Source organism: Bradyrhizobium sp. Ai1a-2 (assembly GCF_000426245.1).
Taxonomy (GTDB): domain Bacteria; phylum Pseudomonadota; class Alphaproteobacteria; order Rhizobiales; family Xanthobacteraceae; genus Bradyrhizobium.
Genome location: NZ_AUEZ01000027.1, coordinates 81631 through 101115, shown reverse-complemented (window position 1 = coordinate 101115; position 19485 = coordinate 81631). Strand labels below are relative to the sequence as shown.

The 19485-nt window shown below is 63.3% G+C and carries 18 protein-coding genes and 1 pseudogene; 6 read left to right on the top strand and 13 right to left on the bottom strand.

The genetic code is table 11. The features are described from left to right. Window positions 1–300: IS5/IS1182 family transposase (locus K288_RS0118710; protein ID WP_027580938.1), on the top strand; the 300-nt coding region annotated here is incomplete at its 5' end. Between the two features lie 171 nt (window positions 301–471). On the opposite strand, the gene K288_RS0118705 is transcribed toward K288_RS0118710, so the two are convergent. From K288_RS0118705 to murJ, 8 genes are all read right to left on the bottom strand, one after another. Continuing rightward, window positions 472–1146, bottom strand: a complete 675-nt coding sequence (locus tag K288_RS0118705; protein ID WP_027580937.1) for an HAD family hydrolase — start codon at window positions 1144–1146, stop codon at window positions 472–474. Between the two features lie 59 nt (window positions 1147–1205). Continuing rightward, a complete protein-coding gene (locus tag K288_RS0118700) occupies window positions 1206–1655 on the bottom strand; it encodes a Fur family transcriptional regulator (RefSeq protein ID WP_027580936.1) in 450 nt (149 codons plus the stop codon). Window positions 1656–1707: 52 nt separating this feature from the next. Continuing rightward, window positions 1708–2193, bottom strand: a complete 486-nt coding sequence (gene rimI, locus K288_RS0118695) for a ribosomal protein S18-alanine N-acetyltransferase (RefSeq protein ID WP_027580935.1) — start codon at window positions 2191–2193, stop codon at window positions 1708–1710. Continuing rightward, window positions 2190–2888, bottom strand: coding sequence for a tRNA (adenosine(37)-N6)-threonylcarbamoyltransferase complex dimerization subunit type 1 TsaB (gene tsaB, locus K288_RS0118690; protein ID WP_027580934.1), 699 nt, complete (start codon window positions 2886–2888; stop codon window positions 2190–2192). The genes rimI and tsaB overlap by 4 nt, the downstream gene beginning before the upstream one ends. 175 nt (window positions 2889–3063) lie before the next feature. Continuing rightward, window positions 3064–3633, bottom strand: a complete 570-nt coding sequence (locus tag K288_RS0118685; protein WP_027580933.1) for a NifU family protein — start codon at window positions 3631–3633, stop codon at window positions 3064–3066. 116 nt (window positions 3634–3749) lie between these two features. Next, window positions 3750–4244 (bottom strand): universal stress protein, encoded by a 495-nt coding sequence (locus K288_RS0118680; protein ID WP_027580932.1) that lies wholly within the window; start codon window positions 4242–4244, stop codon window positions 3750–3752. A 92-nt stretch (window positions 4245–4336) separates the two neighbouring features. Beyond that, window positions 4337–5389, bottom strand: coding sequence for a tryptophan--tRNA ligase (gene trpS / locus K288_RS0118675; protein WP_027580931.1), 1053 nt, complete (start codon window positions 5387–5389; stop codon window positions 4337–4339). A 66-nt stretch (window positions 5390–5455) separates the two neighbouring features. Next, complete coding sequence (murJ, locus tag K288_RS0118670; RefSeq protein WP_027580930.1) at window positions 5456–6997, bottom strand: murein biosynthesis integral membrane protein MurJ; 1542 nt, start codon at window positions 6995–6997, stop codon at window positions 5456–5458. A gap of 87 nt (window positions 6998–7084) precedes the next feature. Here murJ and K288_RS0118665 point away from each other — a divergent pair, with 87 nt between their 5' ends. Further along, window positions 7085–8086, top strand: coding sequence for an adenosine kinase (locus tag K288_RS0118665; protein WP_027580929.1), 1002 nt, complete (start codon window positions 7085–7087; stop codon window positions 8084–8086). Between the two features lie 868 nt (window positions 8087–8954). On the opposite strand, the gene K288_RS0118660 is transcribed toward K288_RS0118665, so the two are convergent. Further along, window positions 8955–10148: a serine hydrolase domain-containing protein gene (locus tag K288_RS0118660; RefSeq protein ID WP_027580928.1), complete on the bottom strand. Its 1194-nt coding sequence runs from the start codon at window positions 10146–10148 to the stop codon at window positions 8955–8957. A 303-nt stretch (window positions 10149–10451) separates the two neighbouring features. On the opposite strand from K288_RS0118660, the gene K288_RS0118655 reads away from it, so the two are divergent. The 4 genes and pseudogenes from K288_RS0118655 to ftsZ form a co-directional block, all read left to right on the top strand. Next, the gene (locus tag K288_RS0118655; protein WP_027580927.1) at window positions 10452–10772 is read left to right on the top strand and encodes a hypothetical protein; all 321 of its coding nucleotides are present in this window, start codon (window positions 10452–10454) and stop codon (window positions 10770–10772) included. Between the two features lie 179 nt (window positions 10773–10951). Continuing rightward, the gene (locus tag K288_RS0118650; protein ID WP_027580926.1) at window positions 10952–12448 is read left to right on the top strand and encodes an NAD-dependent succinate-semialdehyde dehydrogenase; all 1497 of its coding nucleotides are present in this window, start codon (window positions 10952–10954) and stop codon (window positions 12446–12448) included. A gap of 265 nt (window positions 12449–12713) precedes the next feature. Then, the gene (locus K288_RS53655; RefSeq protein ID WP_160168986.1) at window positions 12714–12875 is read left to right on the top strand and encodes a hypothetical protein; all 162 of its coding nucleotides are present in this window, start codon (window positions 12714–12716) and stop codon (window positions 12873–12875) included. An 83-nt stretch (window positions 12876–12958) separates the two neighbouring features. Beyond that, window positions 12959–14014: pseudogene (ftsZ, locus tag K288_RS0118645) on the top strand (cell division protein FtsZ); the annotation flags it as partial. A 539-nt stretch (window positions 14015–14553) separates the two neighbouring features. On the opposite strand, the gene K288_RS45870 reads toward ftsZ, so the two are convergent. The 4 genes from K288_RS45870 to K288_RS0118625 form a co-directional block, all read right to left on the bottom strand. Continuing rightward, on the bottom strand, window positions 14554–15102 hold the full coding sequence (locus K288_RS45870) for a hypothetical protein (RefSeq protein WP_244443176.1): 549 nt from the start codon (window positions 15100–15102) through the stop codon (window positions 14554–14556). Between the two features lie 232 nt (window positions 15103–15334). Beyond that, window positions 15335–15946, bottom strand: coding sequence for an HD domain-containing protein (locus K288_RS45865; RefSeq protein ID WP_201449693.1), 612 nt, complete (start codon window positions 15944–15946; stop codon window positions 15335–15337). A 78-nt stretch (window positions 15947–16024) separates the two neighbouring features. Then, complete coding sequence (locus K288_RS0118630) at window positions 16025–16906, bottom strand: alpha/beta hydrolase (protein ID WP_027580924.1); 882 nt, start codon at window positions 16904–16906, stop codon at window positions 16025–16027. Between the two features lie 162 nt (window positions 16907–17068). Beyond that, window positions 17069–19276 carry a SulP family inorganic anion transporter gene (locus tag K288_RS0118625; RefSeq protein WP_027580923.1) on the bottom strand — a complete coding sequence of 736 codons (2208 nt, stop codon included), beginning with the start codon at window positions 19274–19276 and terminating at the stop codon, window positions 17069–17071. Between the last annotated feature and the right edge of the window lie 209 nt (window positions 19277–19485).

Genomic DNA, 19485 nt, shown 5'->3' with positions numbered 1-19485 from the left:
CAGGCCCAGCCGCTCATCGAGGGGCTCCCAGCGGAGGTCGTGATGGGCGATGCGGCCTACGATTCCGATGCGTTGCGATCCGCGATCGCCGCAAAAGGCGCTCAAGCCGTCATTCCGAACAATCCCTCACGGGCAATCAAATATCCGCTCAACAAACCCCTCTATGCCGAGCGTCATCTGATCGAATGCTGCTTCTCGAAACTGAAGCGTTTCAGGCGCGTTGCTACGCGCTACGAAAAAACGGCACGAAATTACTTCGCCGTCGTCGCTATCGCCGCAACACTGCTCTGGCTAAGGTAATTGTCCACACGACCTAGAGCGTTTTCGAGCGAAGTGGATACCGGTTCGCGTGAAGAAAACGCGTCAAAACAAGAATCTGGAGCTTCGGTTCCGATTCAATCAGAACCGAAAATGCCCCCCAAATCTCAAGATTCCGGGTTCGATGCTGCGCATCGGCCCCGGAATGACGGTTCAAATTGTGGCTGCGATGGCGCCGCTTTCAATCAGCGCGGGCAGTTGCCGCATGTCCGCAAACGTCATCGTGGCGCCGGCCGCGCGCAGCACCTCGGCATGGCCCGGCCCGCAATGGCTGCCGCCGCAAAAGCCGAGCACCATCATCCCGGCGGCGCTGGCGGCTGTGATGCCGGGGAGGCTGTCCTCGACCACGAGACAGCGCGCGGGCGCCACCTTCATCTGTTCGGCCGCGAACAGGAACAGATCGGGCGCCGGCTTGCCGTTCTTGACCTGTACGGCCGAAAAGATGTTCGGCGCAAATCGTTCGTGGAGAGCGGTGCGGCCAAGGCTGACTCGCATGCGTTGCGGTGAGCCGCTGGATGCCACGCAAACGGGCTGCGCAATCCGGTCGAGCGCGGCGTGAATGTGCGGCACCGCCTGCAGATCGGCCTCAAAGGAACGGAACAGTTCGTCCTGCAATTGCGTGTGGAAATCATCCGGAAGGGCGCGGCCGAGTTCGGCCTCGATTTCGAGATTCGCCTGGCGCGTCGAGCGACCGAGGAAACGATGGAAGACCTGTTCCGACGTGATCGGATAGCCGTGACGCGTCAGCACCTCGGCATGCGCGCGACAGGAAATGACTTCGCTGTCGACCAGCACGCCATCGCAATCGAAAATGATGAGATCGGGAATTTCTCGTTGACGCGTTTTCTTCACGCGAACCACTATCCACTTCGCCCGAAAACGCTATGTCACGACTTATCTTCGTCCAACGGGACGCAATACAGTTCGAGCCGGTGGTCGACCAGCTTGTAGCCGAGCTTGCGGGCGATCTCCGCCTGCAATTTCTCGATCTCTTCCGAGGTGAATTCGATCACTTTGCCATCGCGCAGATTGATCAGGTGGTCGTGATGGCTGTCGGGCATCTGCTCATAGCGCGCGCGGCCCTCGCGAAAGTCGTGGCGCTCGATGATGCCGGCATCCTCGAACAGTTTGACGGTGCGGTAGACGGTCGAGATCGAGATCTTGTCGTCGACCGCGACGCAGCGCCGGTAAAGTTCCTCGACGTCGGGATGATCCACCGATTCGGCCAGCACGCGCGCGATGACGCGGCGCTGCTCGGTCATGCGCATGCCGGTCGCGGCGCAGCGCGCCTCGATGCCGGTGTTCTTCATCGCAGACGGGGATTTCAGCGGAGCCATGTTTCTTCAGCCTTGAAGGGCAGGGCAAGACTGTTCTGCCACTGCCCGCATGTTACGACAAGTCACGGCGCATCAGAAGCGCATTCAAATGTTCCCCACCGGGCTGCTTGTAATAGCGTTCGCGACGACCGACGACGGCAAATCCGGCCCGTTCATAGAGCCGTCGCGCCGGCTGGTTGTTTTCCTCGACCTCGAGGAAAACAGTGCGCACGCCGCGGCCGGCAAGATGGCCTAGATGCGTCAGCAACAAATTGCGCGACAGGCCGCGGCCGCGCTGGCTGGAATCGATCGCGATCGACAGGATTTCCGCTTCATCGGCTCCCATCCGCGACACCGCAAAGCCGATGACCTTGCGCCCGAGCCGCAGCCGATGCACCAGCGTGTTGCGCTCGCTGAGCATGATCTCGAACTCGCCTTCGCCCCAGCCGCGATGAAACGAGGCGCCGTGCAACTGCGCCAGCCGCGGTGCGTCGCGCACAGTTGCGGCTTCGACCGCCGGCGTGCCGCGGCCGAACCATTCGGAAAGCCAGGCCATCATGACGCCGTCGATTGCGCGACGTCGAGTAGCGGGTTGGCCGGCGGCTTCGCGTCGGGCGCGCGCAGATAGAACGGCCGCGCCGGCGCCGCTTCGGGATCGACGGCCGCGCCGACCCAGGCGACCCAGGTGATGTCGGGCGCAGCCTGGGTATCGACCGTGGAGGGCGGCGTCGTCTCGGCCGGCCAGCGGTCGGCTAGGATTTTTGCGGCATTGCCGACCAGATGCGGCCCGCCAAGCTGCGCGGCCTCGATCGCCTCCGCGATCGGCGCCACTTTCGGCTTGACCAGCGGGCTGCCGTCGCCGCTCACCACCTGGAAATAGACATGGTCGTGCCGCGCATCGATCGCGGAGATGATCGGATGCTCGCGGTTTTCGGCGACAACAGGCGCGGCATAGGCGGTCAGCGTGGTGATGCCAACGACGGGCTTGCCAGCCGCCAACGCGATGCCGCGCGCCGCCGACAGGCCGACGCGTAGTCCGGTGAAGCTGCCCGGGCCAGTGGTGACGGCAATGCGATCGAGCGCGGTGAAGGCGATGCCACTCTCTTTCATCACCCGCGCGATCAGCGGCATCAGCGCCTCGGCGTGTCCGCGCTTCATCGGTTGCGATTCCAGCGCGAGCGGCTTGTTTGCGGCGGTGTCGAGCACCGCGGCGGAGCAGGCGTCGAGCGCGGTATCGATGGCGAGAATGATCATGGAGCGAATGGCGAATGGCGAGTGGCGAATGGAAGATCAGGGACAATCCCAATCCGCATTCGCCAGTTCACCACGCACTCCCTTGTCGTAGGGTGGGCAAAGCGCAGCGTGCCCACATCTGACCGGTTTGCGACATTGCTGGTGGGCACGCTGCGCTTTGCCCACCCTATACCACTTACATCGGGCGGACTTCGACCACGTCGGGGACGAAGTGCCGCAGCAGATTCTGGATGCCGTGCTGCAACGTCGCGGTCGATGACGGGCAGCCGGAGCAGGCGCCCTTCATGTTGAGATAGACGACGCCGTCCTTGAAGCCGCGGAAGGTGATGTCGCCGCCGTCGTTGGCGACCGCCGGCCGCACCCGCGTCTCGATCAGGTCCTTGATCTGCGCCACGGTGTCGGCGTCCTCTTCGTTGAAGAACTCGTCTTCCTCGTCGAGCGAATCATCGCCGTCGACGCTGCCGTCAGCGAGCAGCGGCGCGCCGGACATGTAGTGCTCCATGATCGCGCCGAGGATCGCGGGCTTCAGATGCTGCCAGTCGCCGTCGGCCTTGGTCACGGTGACGAAGTCGGAGCCATAGAACACCCCGGTGATGCCCGGCACGGCGAACAGCCGTTCGGCGAGCGGGGAGCGGGCGGCGGCTTCAGGAGACGCAAATTCCATGGTGCCGCTTGCAAGCACGCTGCGGCCCGGAATGAACTTCAGGGTGGCGGGGTTGGGGGTAGCTTCAGTCTGGATGAACATTGGTTTTCTCCGGCGTCGCCGGTTCAAGGCCGGCGCGTGGGGTTCCCTTAGCAGATGGCGACGGCGAACGCACGGATCAAGGCGCGAACCGCCGGTTCCGACGGTCAATCAAGGGGTTACGACAGCGAATCGATCTCTTCGTCGGTCAGGCCGCCGGGCACGATGGTGACGGGAATCGGGAACGCGCCCATGATCTTGGCCATGGTGGTGATGAGCGGACCCGGTCCCTCCGGCCCCGGACTGGCCGCCAGCACCAGGATCGAGATGTCCTCGTCCTTGTCGATGACGTCGAGGACCTGCTCGGTCGGGTCGCCCTCGCGAATCACCCGCTCGGGCGTGATCGCGGCAAGGCCGTTGGCGCGCCCGGCGGCGCGGTCGAGTGCCTCGTTGGCCGCTTCCTCGGCCTCCGCACGCATGATGTCGGCCACCCCGAGCCATTGCTGGTTCTGGTCCTCGGTCTCGATGACGCGCAGCATCACGACGCCGCCGCCGACCCGGATGGCCCAGCGGCTGGCGTAGTAGACGGCGCGGTCCCATTCGGCGCTGTCGTCAACGATGACAAGGCATTTTGGCTTGTGACCAGATTCGTAGCTTCGTCGCTGGGTGGTCATGCATGTCCCGGTGCATTATTGCCAAGCAGACTCATGCTGCCACACCCCCTCCGTTTTTGGGAGAGGGTGCGAGAGCAATCGATGTTGATCGCCTAGCGCTGCCGGATGAAGCCGACGACGTCTTTCGCGGCACGCATGGTTTCATCGGCGATCGTGCGGGCCCGGTTGGCCCCGTCGACCAGGATCTGATCGACATGGCCGGGATCGGCGACCAGCCGCTTCATTTCGGCTGCGATTGGCGACAGTTTCGCAATGCAAACGTCCACCAGGGCGTTCTTGAAGTTGGAGAACTGGCCGCCGCCGAACTCCTTCAGCACCTCCTGCTTGCCGATGCCGGCGAGCGCTGCGTAGATGCCGACGAGATTGTCGGCTTCGGGCCGCGTTTCCAGCCCCTTTTCCTCTGACGGCAACGGCTCCGGATCGGTCTTCGCCTTGCGAATCTTCTGCGCGATGGTGTCGGCATCGTCGGTCAGGTTGATGCGCGAATTGTCCGATGGCTCCGACTTCGACATCTTCTTGGTGCCGTCGCGCAGGCTCATCACGCGCGTTGCCGGTCCCGTGATGAGCGGTTCAGGCAACGGGAAGAACAGGCCGTCCGCAATGCCGTGGCCGCGGATCGAATCGCCGAAGTCGTTGTTGAACTTCTGCGCGATGTCGCGTGACAGTTCGAGATGCTGTTTCTGGTCCTCGCCCACGGGCACATGGGTGGCGCGATAGAGCAGGATGTCGGCCGCCATCAGCACCGGATAGTCGTAGAGACCGACCGAGGCGTTCTCGCGGTCCTTGCCGGCCTTCTCCTTGAACTGCGTCATCCGGTTCAGCCAGCCGATGCGGGCGACGCAATTGAAGATCCAGGCCAGCTCGGCATGGCCTGCGACCTGGCTCTGGTTGAAGACGATGTGCTTCTTCGGGTCGATGCCGCTGGCGATGAACGCCGCGGTCACCTCGCGGGTGTTGCGTGCGAGCTCCGCCGGGCCGCCCCAGACGTCCACGCCTTGCGTGATCGCGTGCATGTCGACGACGCAGTAGATGCAGTTGTGCGTCTCCTGCAGCTTGACGAAGTTGACGATGGCGCCGAGGTAATTGCCGAGGTGCAGATTGCCCGTCGGCTGGACGCCTGAAAAAACCCGTTCCACGAACGCCATGGTCTCAATTCCCGGAAAATGCCGCTTTGGCGGGGTCGTTTGCCATTTTGGGGCTATCTGCGCAAGTCAGGCGGCACGGTTTTGCCTGATCGCGGCGACCGCCTCGCGCCAGCCGATCACGCCGAACAGCTTCAAGAACAGGCCGTAGCTCGCCATGGCGGCGAAAATCACTGCGAACAGCATCACGACCTGCACCAGCCCGCGTGATCCGGCGGCCAGCGGCGAAAGCTCCTGCAGCAGCCACAGCAGCGCGCCCATGGCGAGCGCCGCCAGGCCAATGCGCGGCAGCCGATCGCGCGCCTCGGTATCGATCGAGAAGCCGAACGTCGCGCCCCCCTTCCTGATCAAATAGAGCGCGTTGCTCCAGGCTCCGAGCGTGATGCCGGCGGCGATGCCGCGCGTGCCGAACCAATGGCGGAGCAGGAACGCCGCGACGATCGCCACCAGGATGGCGGCCAGCGCGCCCAACAGCGGCGTGCGGGTATCCTCGCGGGCGAAGAAGGCCGGCGACAGCGCCTTCACCAGCACATGCGCGGGCAGGCCGAGCGCAAGCCAGGTCAGCGCATGCGCGGTCGCCGTGGCGTCGTGCGCGGCAAACGCGCCGTGCTCGAACAGGATCCGCACGACCGGGTCGCTCAATACGATGAGGCCCAGCGTCGCCGGCAAAGCGAGGCCGACAGCCAATTCCAGGCCGCGCGATTCGGTTCGCGCGATGGCGCTTCGGTCATTGCTATGCAGCGCGCGGGTCATCTCCGGGATCAGCACCGTGCCCATGGCGACGCCGACGATGCCGAGCGGCAGTTCGATCAGGCGGTTGGCGAAATAAAGCCAGGACACCGCCGATGGCGAGGCGGAGGCGATCACGGCGCCCGCCACCATCAGCCATTGCGGCGCGCTGCTTGCGATCATGCCGGGGACGGCCTTGCCGAGAAAGCCGCGCATGTCCTTGTCGAAGGAGATGCTGAGCGGCGTTGCCGCGTTGCCGCCGCGCAGCACCAGGATCGACAATTGCAGCAGTCCCGCAATGCCGACGGTCGCAGCGACGATCATCGCGGCATGCGCCGCATCCCCCCGCCACACCAGCAGCACGGCCATCACCGCGATCAGCGCGATGTTGAACAGGAGCGGCGAGAATGCGGTGAGCGCAAAGCGCGCTTGCGCGTTCATGAGCCCCATCATGACAGTGACGGGTCCTGCGAAGGCGAGATAAGGCAGCATCAGCCGCGCATTGTTGACGGCAAGCTCCAGCGTTTCGCGGCCGACAAATCCCGGCGCCAGGGCCGCGATGACCAATGGCATCAGCAAGCCGATCAGGACGGACGCCACGATCAGCGCGGCGCTGAGGGTGCCGAGCACGCGGCCGGCGAAGGCCGCGGCGGCCGTAGCGCCTTCGGTCTCGCGCAAGCGGAGCCACGCCGGTATCAGCGCGGCGTTCAGCGCGCCCTCGGTCAGGAGACGCCTGACCACATTGACCATCTGAAAGGCAACCAGGAACGCGTCGGCAACCCCGCCGGCGCCGAGCAGCGCAGCGATGATGGAATCGCGGGCAAATCCGAGCAGCCGAGAGGCCAGTGTTCCCGAGGAGACGGTGAGGAAAGAGCGGATCATATGACTTCTATATAACAGCCGCTTGGCTTGCTGGCGCCATGTTGATCTGGTAGGCGGCAACTTCCTGCATCGCTGGAAGGATGGATAATGGCCGCCGCAAAATATGACGTTCTCGGGATCGGCAACGCGATTTTCGACGTTTTGGTGAGGACTGACGAGGCGTTTCTCAGCCGTCACGGCATGACCAAAGGCGGCATGACGCTGATCGACGAAGCCCGCGCTGGTGCAATCTACCAGGACATGGGCCCGGCGACCGAGATGTCCGGAGGCTCGGCGGCCAATACCATCGTCGGCGTCGCCAATTTCGGCGCCCGCGCGGCCTATGTCGGCAAGATCAAGGACGACCAGATCGGCCGACTCTATGCCCATGACATCCGCGCCGCGGGCGTCGCATTCGAGACCGGGCCTGCCGCCGATGGCCCTGCCACCGGCTGCTCGTATATCCTGGTGACGCCGGATGGCGAGCGCACCATGAACACCTATCTCGGCGCTGCGCAGGATCTGACGCCAGCCGATATCGATGAAGCGCAGATCGCGGCGTCCCGCATCGTCTATCTCGAAGGCTATCTCTGGGATCCCGCGAGCGCCAAGCAGGCCTTCGTCAAGGCGGCAACGATTGCGCATGGCGCGGGCCGCCAGGTTGCACTGACCTTGTCGGATTCTTTCTGTGTCGATCGCTATCGCGACGAATTTCTCGAATTGATGCGCAAAGGCACGGTCGACCTGGTCTTCGCCAATGAAGCCGAGCTGCGTTCGTTGTACCAGACCGCCGATTTCGACAGCGCGCTGAAGCAGTTCCGCGTCGACGCGAAGCTTGGCGTCGTCACCCGCAGCGAGAAGGGCTGCGTGGTGGCATCGCAGGACGGCGTCACCGCCGTGCCGGCATTCCCGATCGAGCGACTGGTGGACACGACGGGTGCCGGCGATCTCTTCGCCGCCGGCTTCATGTTCGGCCTTGTCCGCGACGCCGGTCATGAAAACGCCGGTCGGCTCGGCGCGCTCGCGGCCGCCGAAGTGATCCAGCATATCGGCGCGCGGCCGCAGGTGTCGTTGAAGGAGCTGGCGCAGCAGAACCGATTGCCGGTTTAAGGCTTCTCTATCGCCGCAGTGCCGTAGGGTGGGCAAAGGCGCGCTTGCGCCGTGCCCACCATCAACACTTCGCTCGTGATGGTGGGTACGCTCCGCTTTGCCCACCCTACGGCCTGATTCAATTTTCAAACAGCGGACCTGTAGGATGGGTAGAGCGAAGCGAAACCCATCGCGATGGAGCAGGCGGCGCGAATGATGGGTTTCGCTTCGCTCTACCCATCCTACGTCTGAGTCAAACAGCGGATGTGAGAGCGCGTTCTCGCGACGCGTTGCGCCCGAGCTTTGCATCTCGTTTCACCCTCTCATTGAATAGAGGGCGCAGGGAAAGCCGGGTGCTGGTTGCACCCGTGGGTCCCGTGCAACAAAAAGCACGGGGGTAGGACCACAGGTTCAACCGGAGCATTCCGGCTTTCCCTGCGCGATGGTTTTACGGCTTACTTCGTGCTCTCCTTGGTGACCGGGCTTTCTTGCCACCATCACCTCTCGCGCGAACTTGTTCGCGCGAAAAAGCTTAGCGCCAGCGTCGGGGCGCCAGGACCACACGACTTCGCCGTCCGCTGATGTTGCGTTCGTCTGTCGCAACACCTGCGTCCACCGCATCCCACCGCAACGTTCGTGACGATCGCGAGCCGCCCCTCATCCGGGTGAGACGCGCGGATTCATAGTGCTGATTTGCCTGACGGCGAAAGCGGAATGTTTTTTGTGCGAGGGCTGGACGGGGCAAATCAGGTTGATTGGATTGAAGAAATTGATCCCAACTGCACCCGTCATTCCGGGTTCGCGCCAAGCGGCGCGACCCGGAATGAGAGGAAGTGGCGACTTCATCGCCGCGTAATGACGATGGTGGTTGTGGCGAGCAGGCGGCGGCTCATGCCGCCTTTTGGCCGCTGCCAGCATCGAGGCCGGCATAGATGCCGCGCTCGAAGCCGGCGAAGGCTTCCAGGCATTTGCCGTCGCCGAACGGCAACAGCTGCATCAGGATCACGCCGGTGATGTCGCTCGTCGGATCGATCCAGTAGTAGGTGTTGGCCAGTCCCGCCCAGGCGAGGCTGCCGGCGCGGCGTCCTTCCGGCGTCTTTGCCGTGTTGATGAGGAAGCTCAGGCCCCACTTCTTGTCCATGTCCGGATAGAGATCGATATGGTTGGACAGCGTGAGATCGGCCGAGACCATCTTGGTGACGTTGAGATCGCCCATGTGGTTCTGGCCCATCAGCGCCACGGTCTCCGGCTTCAGCAACTGGTTGCCGTTGCCGCGGCCCTTGTTGAGGATCATCCGGGTGAACTTGATGTAGTCGCCCGCGGTCGAGTAGAGACCGCCGCCGCCCATGTGGAATTCCGGCTCCTGCTCCAGTTCGAACGGGATCGGCATCAGCGATCCATCGGGCGTGCGGGCATGCATGCCGACGAGGCGCTTGCGCATGGCATCGCTGATCTTGAAGCCGGTGTCGGTCATGCCGAGCGGCGCGAACAGATGATCGCGCAAATAGGCATCGAGCCGCTTGCCGCTTGCCGCTTCGACGGCCTTGCCGATGAAGTCGATATTGATGCCATATTCCCAGCGCGTGCCGGGATCGGACATGATCGGTACCTTCAGCGCATCATTCTTGCAGGTAGTGACCGCGGGCTGCCCCGTCTTCTCCAGATATTTCGCGGCGTCGCCGTTCCACATGCTGTAACAGAACCCCGCTGTGTGGGTCATCAGATGGCGCAGCGTGATCGGCTTCCTGGCGGGCCGCAGCTTGGGCTCGCCATTGGCATCGAAGCCTTCGAGCACCTGCGGTGAAGCGAGATCAGGCAGCACCTTGCCGATCGGCTCGTCCAGCGAGAGCTTGCCCTGTTCGACCAGTTGCATCGCACCCGCGCTCGTCACCGCCTTGGTCATCGAGGCGATCCAGAACACGCTGTCCGTCGTCATGGCATCGTCTTTGCCGAGGTCGCGTTTGCCGAATGCGTTTTCGTAGATGACTTCATTGCCGGTCGCGGCAATCGCGACCACGCCGGGGATTTCCTTCGCATCGCATTTCTGACGCAGAAGCTGATCGATCTGAGCTTTGCTCTGCATGGGGGCGCCTCCTGATCATTGTTGTGGAGACGATGATCTTCCTCCCGCGCGTCGCATCCCGCAAGCGATCTCGTCAGGGGATGCGGCAATGCGCGACACCGAATTGCAACTGCATCACGCAGATTTAAGATGGAGCGGCCGCCGATCCCGCCGATTGCAGAAGTCATCCACGATAACGTGATTTGGTATTGATTCGCGTCAATGATTTCGTGATGCAACGCATTCTAATTCCAAGGCAAACCATGCTTCTGGACTGGATGTTTTGAGGCAAATGGTTGCTTTTGAAGTTGTGAGGATGTGGCGATGATCTCGACCTGGAGTGAGTGGAAACGGTATCCCCGGCCCGGGCGTAGTGAGAACATCGAAGCCCCGATCAGCCCCGGCCTTTACGAGGTCCGCTACGCCGGCACGGGTGCGCTGCATTCCTTCGAGGCGGTCGACAATGTCGCGCAGGCACTCGCGCTGCTGCAGGTCGCGCCCAGGTCGTGGTTCGGCCGCCCTGACCCGGCCAAGTTGCCCGATCTCGAATACCGCACCTGCGCGACATCCTCGAAGGCCGATGCCAAGGCGGCGGCGGAGCGCATGATCGGGCGTCGCGACACCTATTTGAACGGCGCGGCCTAGAACTTGTTTTGACGCGTTTTCTTTACGCGAACCGGTGTCCACTTCGCTCGAAAACGCTCTGATCGGCTACCGAACCCCCGCAAAATTGCTTGACGCATCCGCTATCGGCGGACCGTGCATTGCGGCCGGTTTCGACTTATGTTTGGCCGGCAAACCCAGAAAATTCCAGGAGTGACGCCATGAACCCGCCCGTTGCCGCACGCGCTTCAGAATCCGCAGCGACCTCACTTCGCGATCGCCTGAAAGACCCCTCGCTGCTGCGCGACCGCTGCTACATCGATGGCGCCTGGGTCGGTACGGCCGTCTTCTCCGTCAATAATCCGGCCACCGGCGCCGAACTGGTAAAGATCCCGCAGATGAGCGCCGATGACGCCACCAAGGCAGTCGAGGCCGCGGAACGCGCCTTTCCGGCCTGGGCCAAGCTGACCGCCAAGCAGCGTTCCAATATCCTGCGCAAATGGTTCGAGTTGATCATCGCCAACCGCGAGGATCTGGCGCTGATCCTGACCTCGGAACAGGGCAAGCCGCTGGCCGAGGCGCTCGGCGAGGTCGATATCGGCGGCGCCTATGTCGAGTTCTTTGCCGAGGAGGCCCGCCGGGTCTATGGCGAGACCATCCCGACCCAGCGGCCGGATGCACGGCTGCTCGCGATCAAGCAGCCGATCGGCGTCTGCGGCGCGATCACGCCGTGGAACTTCCCGAACTCGATGATCACCCGCAAGGTTTCGCCGGCGCTCGCCGCCGGTTGCACCGTGGTGCTGAAGCCTGCCAACGAAACGCCGCTGTCGGCATTGGCGCTGGCGGCGCTGGCCGAGAAGGCCGGCGTGCCGAAGGGCGTGTTCAACATCATCACCGGCGATGCGCCGCCGATCGGCAAGGTACTGTGCGAGCACCCTGCGGTGCGCTTTGTCGGCTTCACCGGCTCGACCGAGGTCGGCAAGATCCTGTACCGGCAGGCCTCCGTCGGCGTGAAGAAACTCGGGCTGGAACTCGGCGGCAATGCGCCCTTCGTCGTGTTCGACGATGCGGATATCGATGCCGCGGTCGAAGGTGCGATCGTCTCGAAATACCGCAACATGGGCCAGACCTGCGTCTGCGCCAACCGCCTCTATGCCCAGGACAAGATCTACGACGAGTTCGTGCAGAAGCTCTCGAAGAAGGTTGCCGCGATGAAGATCGGCGACGGCACCGAGCAGGGCGTGGTGCAGGGGCCGCTGATCAACATGGAAGCGATCGAGAAGGTCGAGCGGCATATTGCCGATGCGGTGAAGGGCGGCGCCAAGGTCATAACCGGCGGCAAGCGCTCATCGCTCGGCCGCACCTTCTTCGAGCCGACGGTGCTCTCCGACGTCAAGCCGGATGCGCTGGTATCGCAGGAAGAGACGTTCGGCCCGCTCGCGCCGGTGATCCGCTTCAAGGATGAAGCCGACGTGGTTGCGATGTGCAACAAGTCGCCGTTCGGCCTCGCCTCGTACTTCTATTCACGCGACCTTGGGCGTGTGTGGCGCGTCGCCGAGGCGCTGGAATCAGGCATGGTCGGCGTCAACACCGGCCTGATCACGACCGAAGTCGCCCCCTTCGGCGGCGTCAAGGAGAGCGGCCTGGGCCGCGAAGGCTCGCATCACGGCATGGAAGAATATGTCGAGATCAAATATGTCATGATGGCGGGCGTGTAGTCTCTCGTCGGAGCGAAGTCGCGTAGGGTGGGCGCGAAAACGCCGTGTCCGCCACGCACTCGAGGCACAATGGTGGGCACGCTTACACCTGCGTCTAGTTGGATGACGGTGCGCGAGGCCGCTTTGCCCACCCTGCGACGCTGAGGTTCGTTATGGGATCACACGCGCCCGTTAACACTCTGTTAACCAACGCAGCCTAGCCTTCGGTCATCGCCCGGTCATCATCAGCCGATTAACCGCCCGGTTCGTTCTAGGAGAACAGCCGATGTCCGTTGAGGCGCTGACATATGCCGTTCCAGGTGCCCGCCTGACAGTCCCGTCAGAGGCTGTTCGTTCGCTTGCCAGGTGGCGCCCGACGCCGCGGCGGCTCTGCGGCCCGGTGGGCGCCACGGATAGGCTGCAGACCGACTGGGACATCCAGCCGTGACCAAAGTGGAAACAGACCGCAGGACTCGAAGATAGCTGACCACCCTCTCATTCCCCGACTTGGCGGAGCAACGTGAGGCAAAAATGACCGACACCATCGATATCAGGGAGATGAAGGCGCGCGTCGTCGTGTTTGGGGTCGGCGGCGCCGGCGGCAATGCCGTCAACAACATGATCGCGAGCGGGCTGAGAGGCGTCGACTTCATCGTTGCCAATACCGACGCGCAGGCGCTCAGCATGTCGAGGGCCAAGCGCCTCGTCCAGATGGGCACCCAGGTGACCAAGGGTCTTGGCGCCGGCGCGCAGCCTGAAGTGGGCGGCGCGGCTGCCGAAGAGGCGATCGATGCAATCCGCGATCAGTTGGCCGGCGCGCACATGGTGTTTGTTACAGCCGGCATGGGCGGTGGTACGGGCACTGGGGCGGCGCCCGTTATAGCCAGGACCGCGCGCGAGCTTGGCATTCTCACCATTGGCGTCGTCACCAAGCCATTCCACTTCGAGGGTCAGCGCCGCATGCGCGTTGCCGAAGCAGGTATTGCCGAACTGCTGAAGGCAGTCGACACGCTGCTGATCATCCCAAACCAGAACCTGTTCCGGGTCGCCAGCGAGAGAACGACATTCGCCGATGCCTTCGTCCTGGCCGATCAAGTGCTTTATTCAGGCGTGGCATGCATCAGCGACCTGATCGTCAAGGAAGGTCTGATCAATCTCGATTTTGCCGACGTTCTCTCGGTCATGCGCGAGAAGGGCAAAGCCATGATGGGCAGGGGCGAGGCTTCCGGCGAAAAGCGCGTGCTCAACGCCGCTGTGGCCGCGATTTCCAATCCACTGATCGAGGACCCCTCGATCAAGCGCGCCAGTGGCCTCATCATCTCCATCTCTGGCGGCAGGGACCTGACGTTGTTCGAGGTCGACGAAGCTGCTACTCGCATTCGCGAACAGGCCGACCCGGACGCCAACATCATCGTCGGCGCCACTTTCGACGAAAGCCTGGAAGGCATCGTCCGCGTCTCCGTGGTGGCGACCGGCATCGATAATCTTGGCCCGGCGCAACGAACCCAACCGGCGCAAAGCGCGCTTACCGAACTCGCGGGCAGGCTGCGGAACGACAACCGTCGCGTTGCCAACGGGATCGAGCGCAGTGCACCGGCGCCTCAATCAGACAGCCCGCCGCTCCGCCCGGCGACCCGCCACCCTGAAGGGCGACCGGCAGCGCCGATTTCGGAACATGCGCGCCATGCCGCTCCGCAAGGCCTCGATCCGTACGGCCGCTCCTCTGCCGAGCGGAATTTGATCGAGGAGAATCTTCTCGATATCCCGGCCTTCCTGCGTCGCAAGGCCACCTGAGGACCTCGTCGGAACCAGAACAGCTCTTCTCTAGAGCGCGATGTTGTCTGGTTGAATCGGCGGCCGGTCCGTTTCACCTCTCCCGCTTGCGGGAGAGGTCGGCGCCTGGCGCCGGGTGAGGGCTCTCTCCTCACGGCAAGTCCCATCGCGGAGGCACCCTCAACCCAACCTTCTCCCGCAAGCGGGAACGGGAGTGCAGCTTCCGTCGTGGATACATTTCGACCAATCTCGTCATGCTCCAGGTGCCGGAAGTAGGCGGTGCGACGCGATTGCAAAAAGTCCGTCGCACGAGCGTCGAGGGTCTTCTTTGGGGTGTGCAGCGCGCCGATGTTCTACGCTGCCGTGCTGTCCGGGTTCTCCGCTTCTTTTCCAATCTCCTTGCTGCGCGCCAGCCATGCTGGAAGACGGAGCAAGCCAAGCAGGCGATCATTATGGTCTTTCGGCAGCTCGCTCGGCGCCCCATTGGCCAGGCGCGGGAGATCCAGTGCTGCGTGGCCGGCTCGCACTGCATCCGCGCGTCGGTCCAGTTCGCGCAATAAGGGATCGATCACGGCTTCGACTTCGCTCGCGACGGAAGATAGAAAATTGTTAAGCTCGCGAGCTTCGGGTACGACTGCCGCCGCCAGTTCGGTCGCCTCGCACAGCTCACTGACGACAGGTGTAAACGCTTTGCCAGTTTGTGCGATTCGCTTTTTTATCGCTTCGATTTCGCCCAGAACGTGATTGCGTTCGCGCCGTTCTCTTTCCTCGGAAAGCCGGGCCTCGATTTCGGCGATCTGAGCCGTCAGTGTCGTGACATCGGATGCAAGTGCGTCGCGTTTTCCGCGTGCGCGATCGAGATCGCGGCTGAGAGTGTCCACTAGATCGTTCTCTCCGGACATTTTTTGCTCCGCGTAAGACAGCCGTAGCGCGAACCGTCAGCCAGGCAAACGAACGAACAGTAAGATCGGCCTACAAAGGCACCGACTTCGCTCGCGTCGCCCGGGGGCGGTGGATCCAAATTCCCTCCAAATCATTTCGCATTAGGCGACCGTATGGTTAACAAGTGATTAATTTCCAATATCTGAGGTAACGGTGTCCACCGGACGAGAGCGGAAGCCTCACTTGAATTGATCAGCCCGCTTCGAGCTCCGATTCCAGGTCGGACAGGAAGGCCTCCACCAGCGGCAGCCTATTTTCCATCATTGCCTTCCCTTCCGGGGTCTGGACGTTCGGCGTGGCAACCGCGATCTTGCTTCGATACCAGCGGATTGTGTCTGGCAGTGACCTTCCCACCTGCCGTGACAGGGCGAACACCCGCAGGATGCCAAACGCTCCGAGCCCATCCAGCTTGTCGGCGTCGAACAGGATCTTGGCTTCGATGGTGGAAGGCTGGACCGTGCCGATATGCTCGGTCGAGTGCTCGCGGATCACATCCAATACGCGCGCAATTCGAGCCGGCGGGTAGGCAATCTCGGTCAGGAGCCGCTCGGCCAGCGCGGCACTCCGCGCGACATGATTTGCCTTGTCGTTGAACGGTTGATCGACATCATGCAGGAGCACTGCGAGATAGAGTATTTCGGCATCCGCCTCGGGGTAGAACTCCAGGATTGCCTTTGCGTTGCGCGCCACGCGGTTCAAGTGATCCATCCGGTGCGCAACCGACTGTTGGTCAGCCTCCACCAGGTCGCGGACACGCCGTTCCAGGCGGCGGCAGACCGGGACTTCGAGCATTTCAGGAGCCATTCACCCTCGCGATCTTGATTCCGCAGGCGGCGATATCAGGCGACCACCCTACGGCTCTGCCGATGATGTGCAGCGTGCTTATCGATGAGCCGAGCCGTGGGCTGCGAGAAAGTGCGTCACCGCCTCGAGAAACTGTGCAGGTTGTTCCGAGAAGACGCAGTGCCCCGCATCGTCGAACTCGACAAGCTGCGCACCGGGTATGCCGCGCGCAATCGCGCGGCTTGCGCGCGGCGGGCAGACCCAGTCGTAACGGCCGACCATCACGAGCGTCGGCGCCTTGATTTGCGCGAGCGAAGCACGCAGGTCGTAGGACGGCGCGATCGTGCTCATGAAATGCTGCATCATTTCGATCGTGAAGCTCGACGCCTTGAGCACCTGATCTGACAGGTGCATGTGCATTGGCGCGAAATGGTACGGTCCAATCCGGTCGATGAATGCGGTGACGTTTTCGAGCGTGATGTCGCCGCTGAAGATGCGCGCCGCGATCGCCAGCTCGTCCGGGGTCGCGCGAGCGTCCAGCTTGGGCGCAGGGTCGCCTTCATCGTCGGGCAACGACCGCATGGCCGGCGACGAGCCGCACAGAATCAGGCCTGCAACGAGTGACGGATGGCGCAACGCCGCATGCAGGGCGACGAAGCCGCCGGCGGAATGACCGAAGATGAAGGCGCTGTCGATACCGAGCGAATCGCATAGAGCGGCCACGTCGTCGGCCATCTGTTCGAGCGTGCACGAGGCGAGATCCGGGCGCCCCGAACGCCCCTGGCCGCGCAGATCGACGAAGATCACCTGAGCATGGTCGCGCAGCGGTCCGAGGCCGTGCCGGAGGTAGCCGTGATCGAAACCGAGCCCGCCGTGAAGTGCGACGATCACGGGCTTTTCCGTGAAAGGCCTTTCTGTTGTGCGAAGGCCTGTGCCGTCCACATCAAAATAGATCTCGGTGCCGTTGAGTTTCGCGCGCATTCAGGTTCCTGGAGCAGGGTGCCGGGAGTTGATTGTCTCGGCGCATCAGACGGCCTGTGCCGGCATTGTCCATCAAAGTATGCGTGAGGGGACGCCGCCGGGCCGCTGGCGTAATCAAAACTTCGTTGCAGCCCACCTGCGGGATCGTAGCGCCCTGGCTGTCTAGCGCCGCAGCACCGCAATCGTGCGGTTGGCGAAACTCAACCGCTCGGCCATGATCGAGACGAAATAGGTCAGGAGCTTGTGGCTGAGCGCGGGGTCGGCGTCCCTGAGCGCTTCGAACTGATGCGTGTTCAGGACGTAGAGCACGCTCGCAACCTCGGCCTGGATGGTGGCGCTGCGCCGCGTTTGCGAGACCAGGCCCATCTCGCCGACCGTGGTGTAGCGGCCGAGGCTGCGCACCCGGGTCGGGCGGCCATCGTCGGCCGCGACCATCACGCCGACGCGCCCGTCCAGAATGAAGTGCATGGAATCGGCGGCGTCGCCGACGCGGACGATGGTCTCTCCGGCATCGACCTCGACACGCTCGCAGTAACGCATCAGCGCGCCCGCTTCCCGCTCGGAGCCGAGCATCCCGGCGAACCAGTCGCGCAGGCTCGCTTCCTCCTGCTCCAGCCCACGGTGCTCGGCGATGATCTCGTTCTCGCACCATTCCAGCGCATGATCGAGCTCCGGCTCGATCCTGACCTCGCCGGAAATGAAACCGCTCGAGCGCAACGTCTTTTCGGCGCCAGGGGCCAGATGCACCAGCAGCAGCTTGACGCCGCGCTCGTCGGCGCTGCGCTTGATCTGCGCAAAGCTGTAAGCCGCCGATGAATCGATGCCGGTGACGAGCTTGAAGTCGAACACCAGATAGCGGCATTCCGGATGGCGGGCGAGCAGCGCCTTGACGTGCTGGTAGAGCCGGTTGGCCGAGCCGAAGAACAAATAGCTCTGCAGGTTCAGGCCCTGGATCTCGCTGCCATGATCCGCCAGCAGTTCCAGGTCGTCGCGCGAGCGGTCCAGCGAGCTGCGATATTCGGTGCCGTCAAAGCCATATTTGATCGATTCGATCCGAGCGGCGCTGAAGGCAAAGGTGGCGCAGCCGATCACGACGCCGATCAAGACCCCCGCGACAAAGCCCCATTGCAGGATGATGAGGATGATCGCGAGCAGCGAGACATATTCGGTCTTCGACAGCCGCCGCCGCGACTCGACGATCCATTTGTGAAGCTGGTCGGCGCCGAGATAGATCAACAGGCCGCCGAGCACGAATTTCGGCATATAGCCCAGCAATTCCGGCGCGACCGCGAGCATCAGGAGCGAGACGAGCGCAACCGTGATGCCGGAAAGGCGGCCGGTGGCGCCGCTGTTCAGATTGAGCAGCGAACGGGTGGTGGAGATACAGCCGGCGTAGCCGGCCAGGGCGCCGGTCAGGATATTGGCGAGGCCCGTGATATTGAGCTCGCGTTCCAGGTTGGCCTCGCGATGCGCGGCGACCTCGATGCCGGTGGTGTTGAAGAGGGTGCTGGTTGCCGTGACGAACACGACGGCGACGAGGTTGCCGAGCAGGTCCGGTACGGCATACCAGGGATAATTTGCGAAATTCTGCGTGCTCCAGGGCAGCATGAACCTGGTCGGGGGCGGCGGCTGAAAGGTCCAGCCCGCGGCCTGCGCCTCGGCGGGCGTGAGGCCGATGATCCAGAATGCGAGATGGCCGACGAGCACGCCACCGATCAGGATCACCGGCAGCCCGAACGGGCTGCGCGAGCGGTGCCAGGTCAGGTACAGGATCAGCGCCATGGCGCAGGCGGCCGACAGTTCTGCGATGGTGATGACGTTCGCGAAGTGAGCCAGCGTCGTAAACCGGAGTTCCAGGCTGGTGATGACTCTGATGGCGCCGAGCACGAGCAGGCAGCCGGTGGCGCCGAGAAAGCCGCCGACGACGGGATAGGGCACGTAGCGGATGGCGCGGCCCATCCGCGTCGCGCCGAAGCCGCACAGCACGATGCCGGTGACGATGGTGGCAAGCCCGAGCGTGATCAGGACCGGCGCCAGCATCGGCGCGGCCGGATCGGCGGCCGCCACGCGCTCCACCAGCGCGGAGGCGAGGATCGCGGTCATCGCCGCCGTGGAACTCTCCGGACCCGCGATCGCAAATGGCAGCGAACTGCCGAGCGCGATCACCAGCGCCAGCACCGCGGATGAGATGAAGGTGGCGGCGACGCCGTAGGCGAGATACGGCGACAGCGGCCCCGCGAAGATCAGAAGCGCATAGGACAGGCCGAAGGTGATCGAGAGCACGCTGGCCGCGCCGCCGCCAAGAACGTCGCTGAACGCGCGACCAAGCCGCGGACCGAGATTGATGGATCGATGAACCACGCCGTGCATTTGCCCTCAACAGCCACCGCAGTGGTAGACGAGCGCAGCACGGCGCTACAACAGGATTTTTGTGTCAATGCGTGCATTCGTCGTTCCCGCGAAAGCGGGAACTCATAACCATAGGCGGTCATGTTGCGCGAAGCTGGAGCATCAGCGCTCAAGCAGTGTGCAGGAGTGGTTATAGGTCCGGCTCCCTGGCTGCGCCGAGGCGCGCGCAA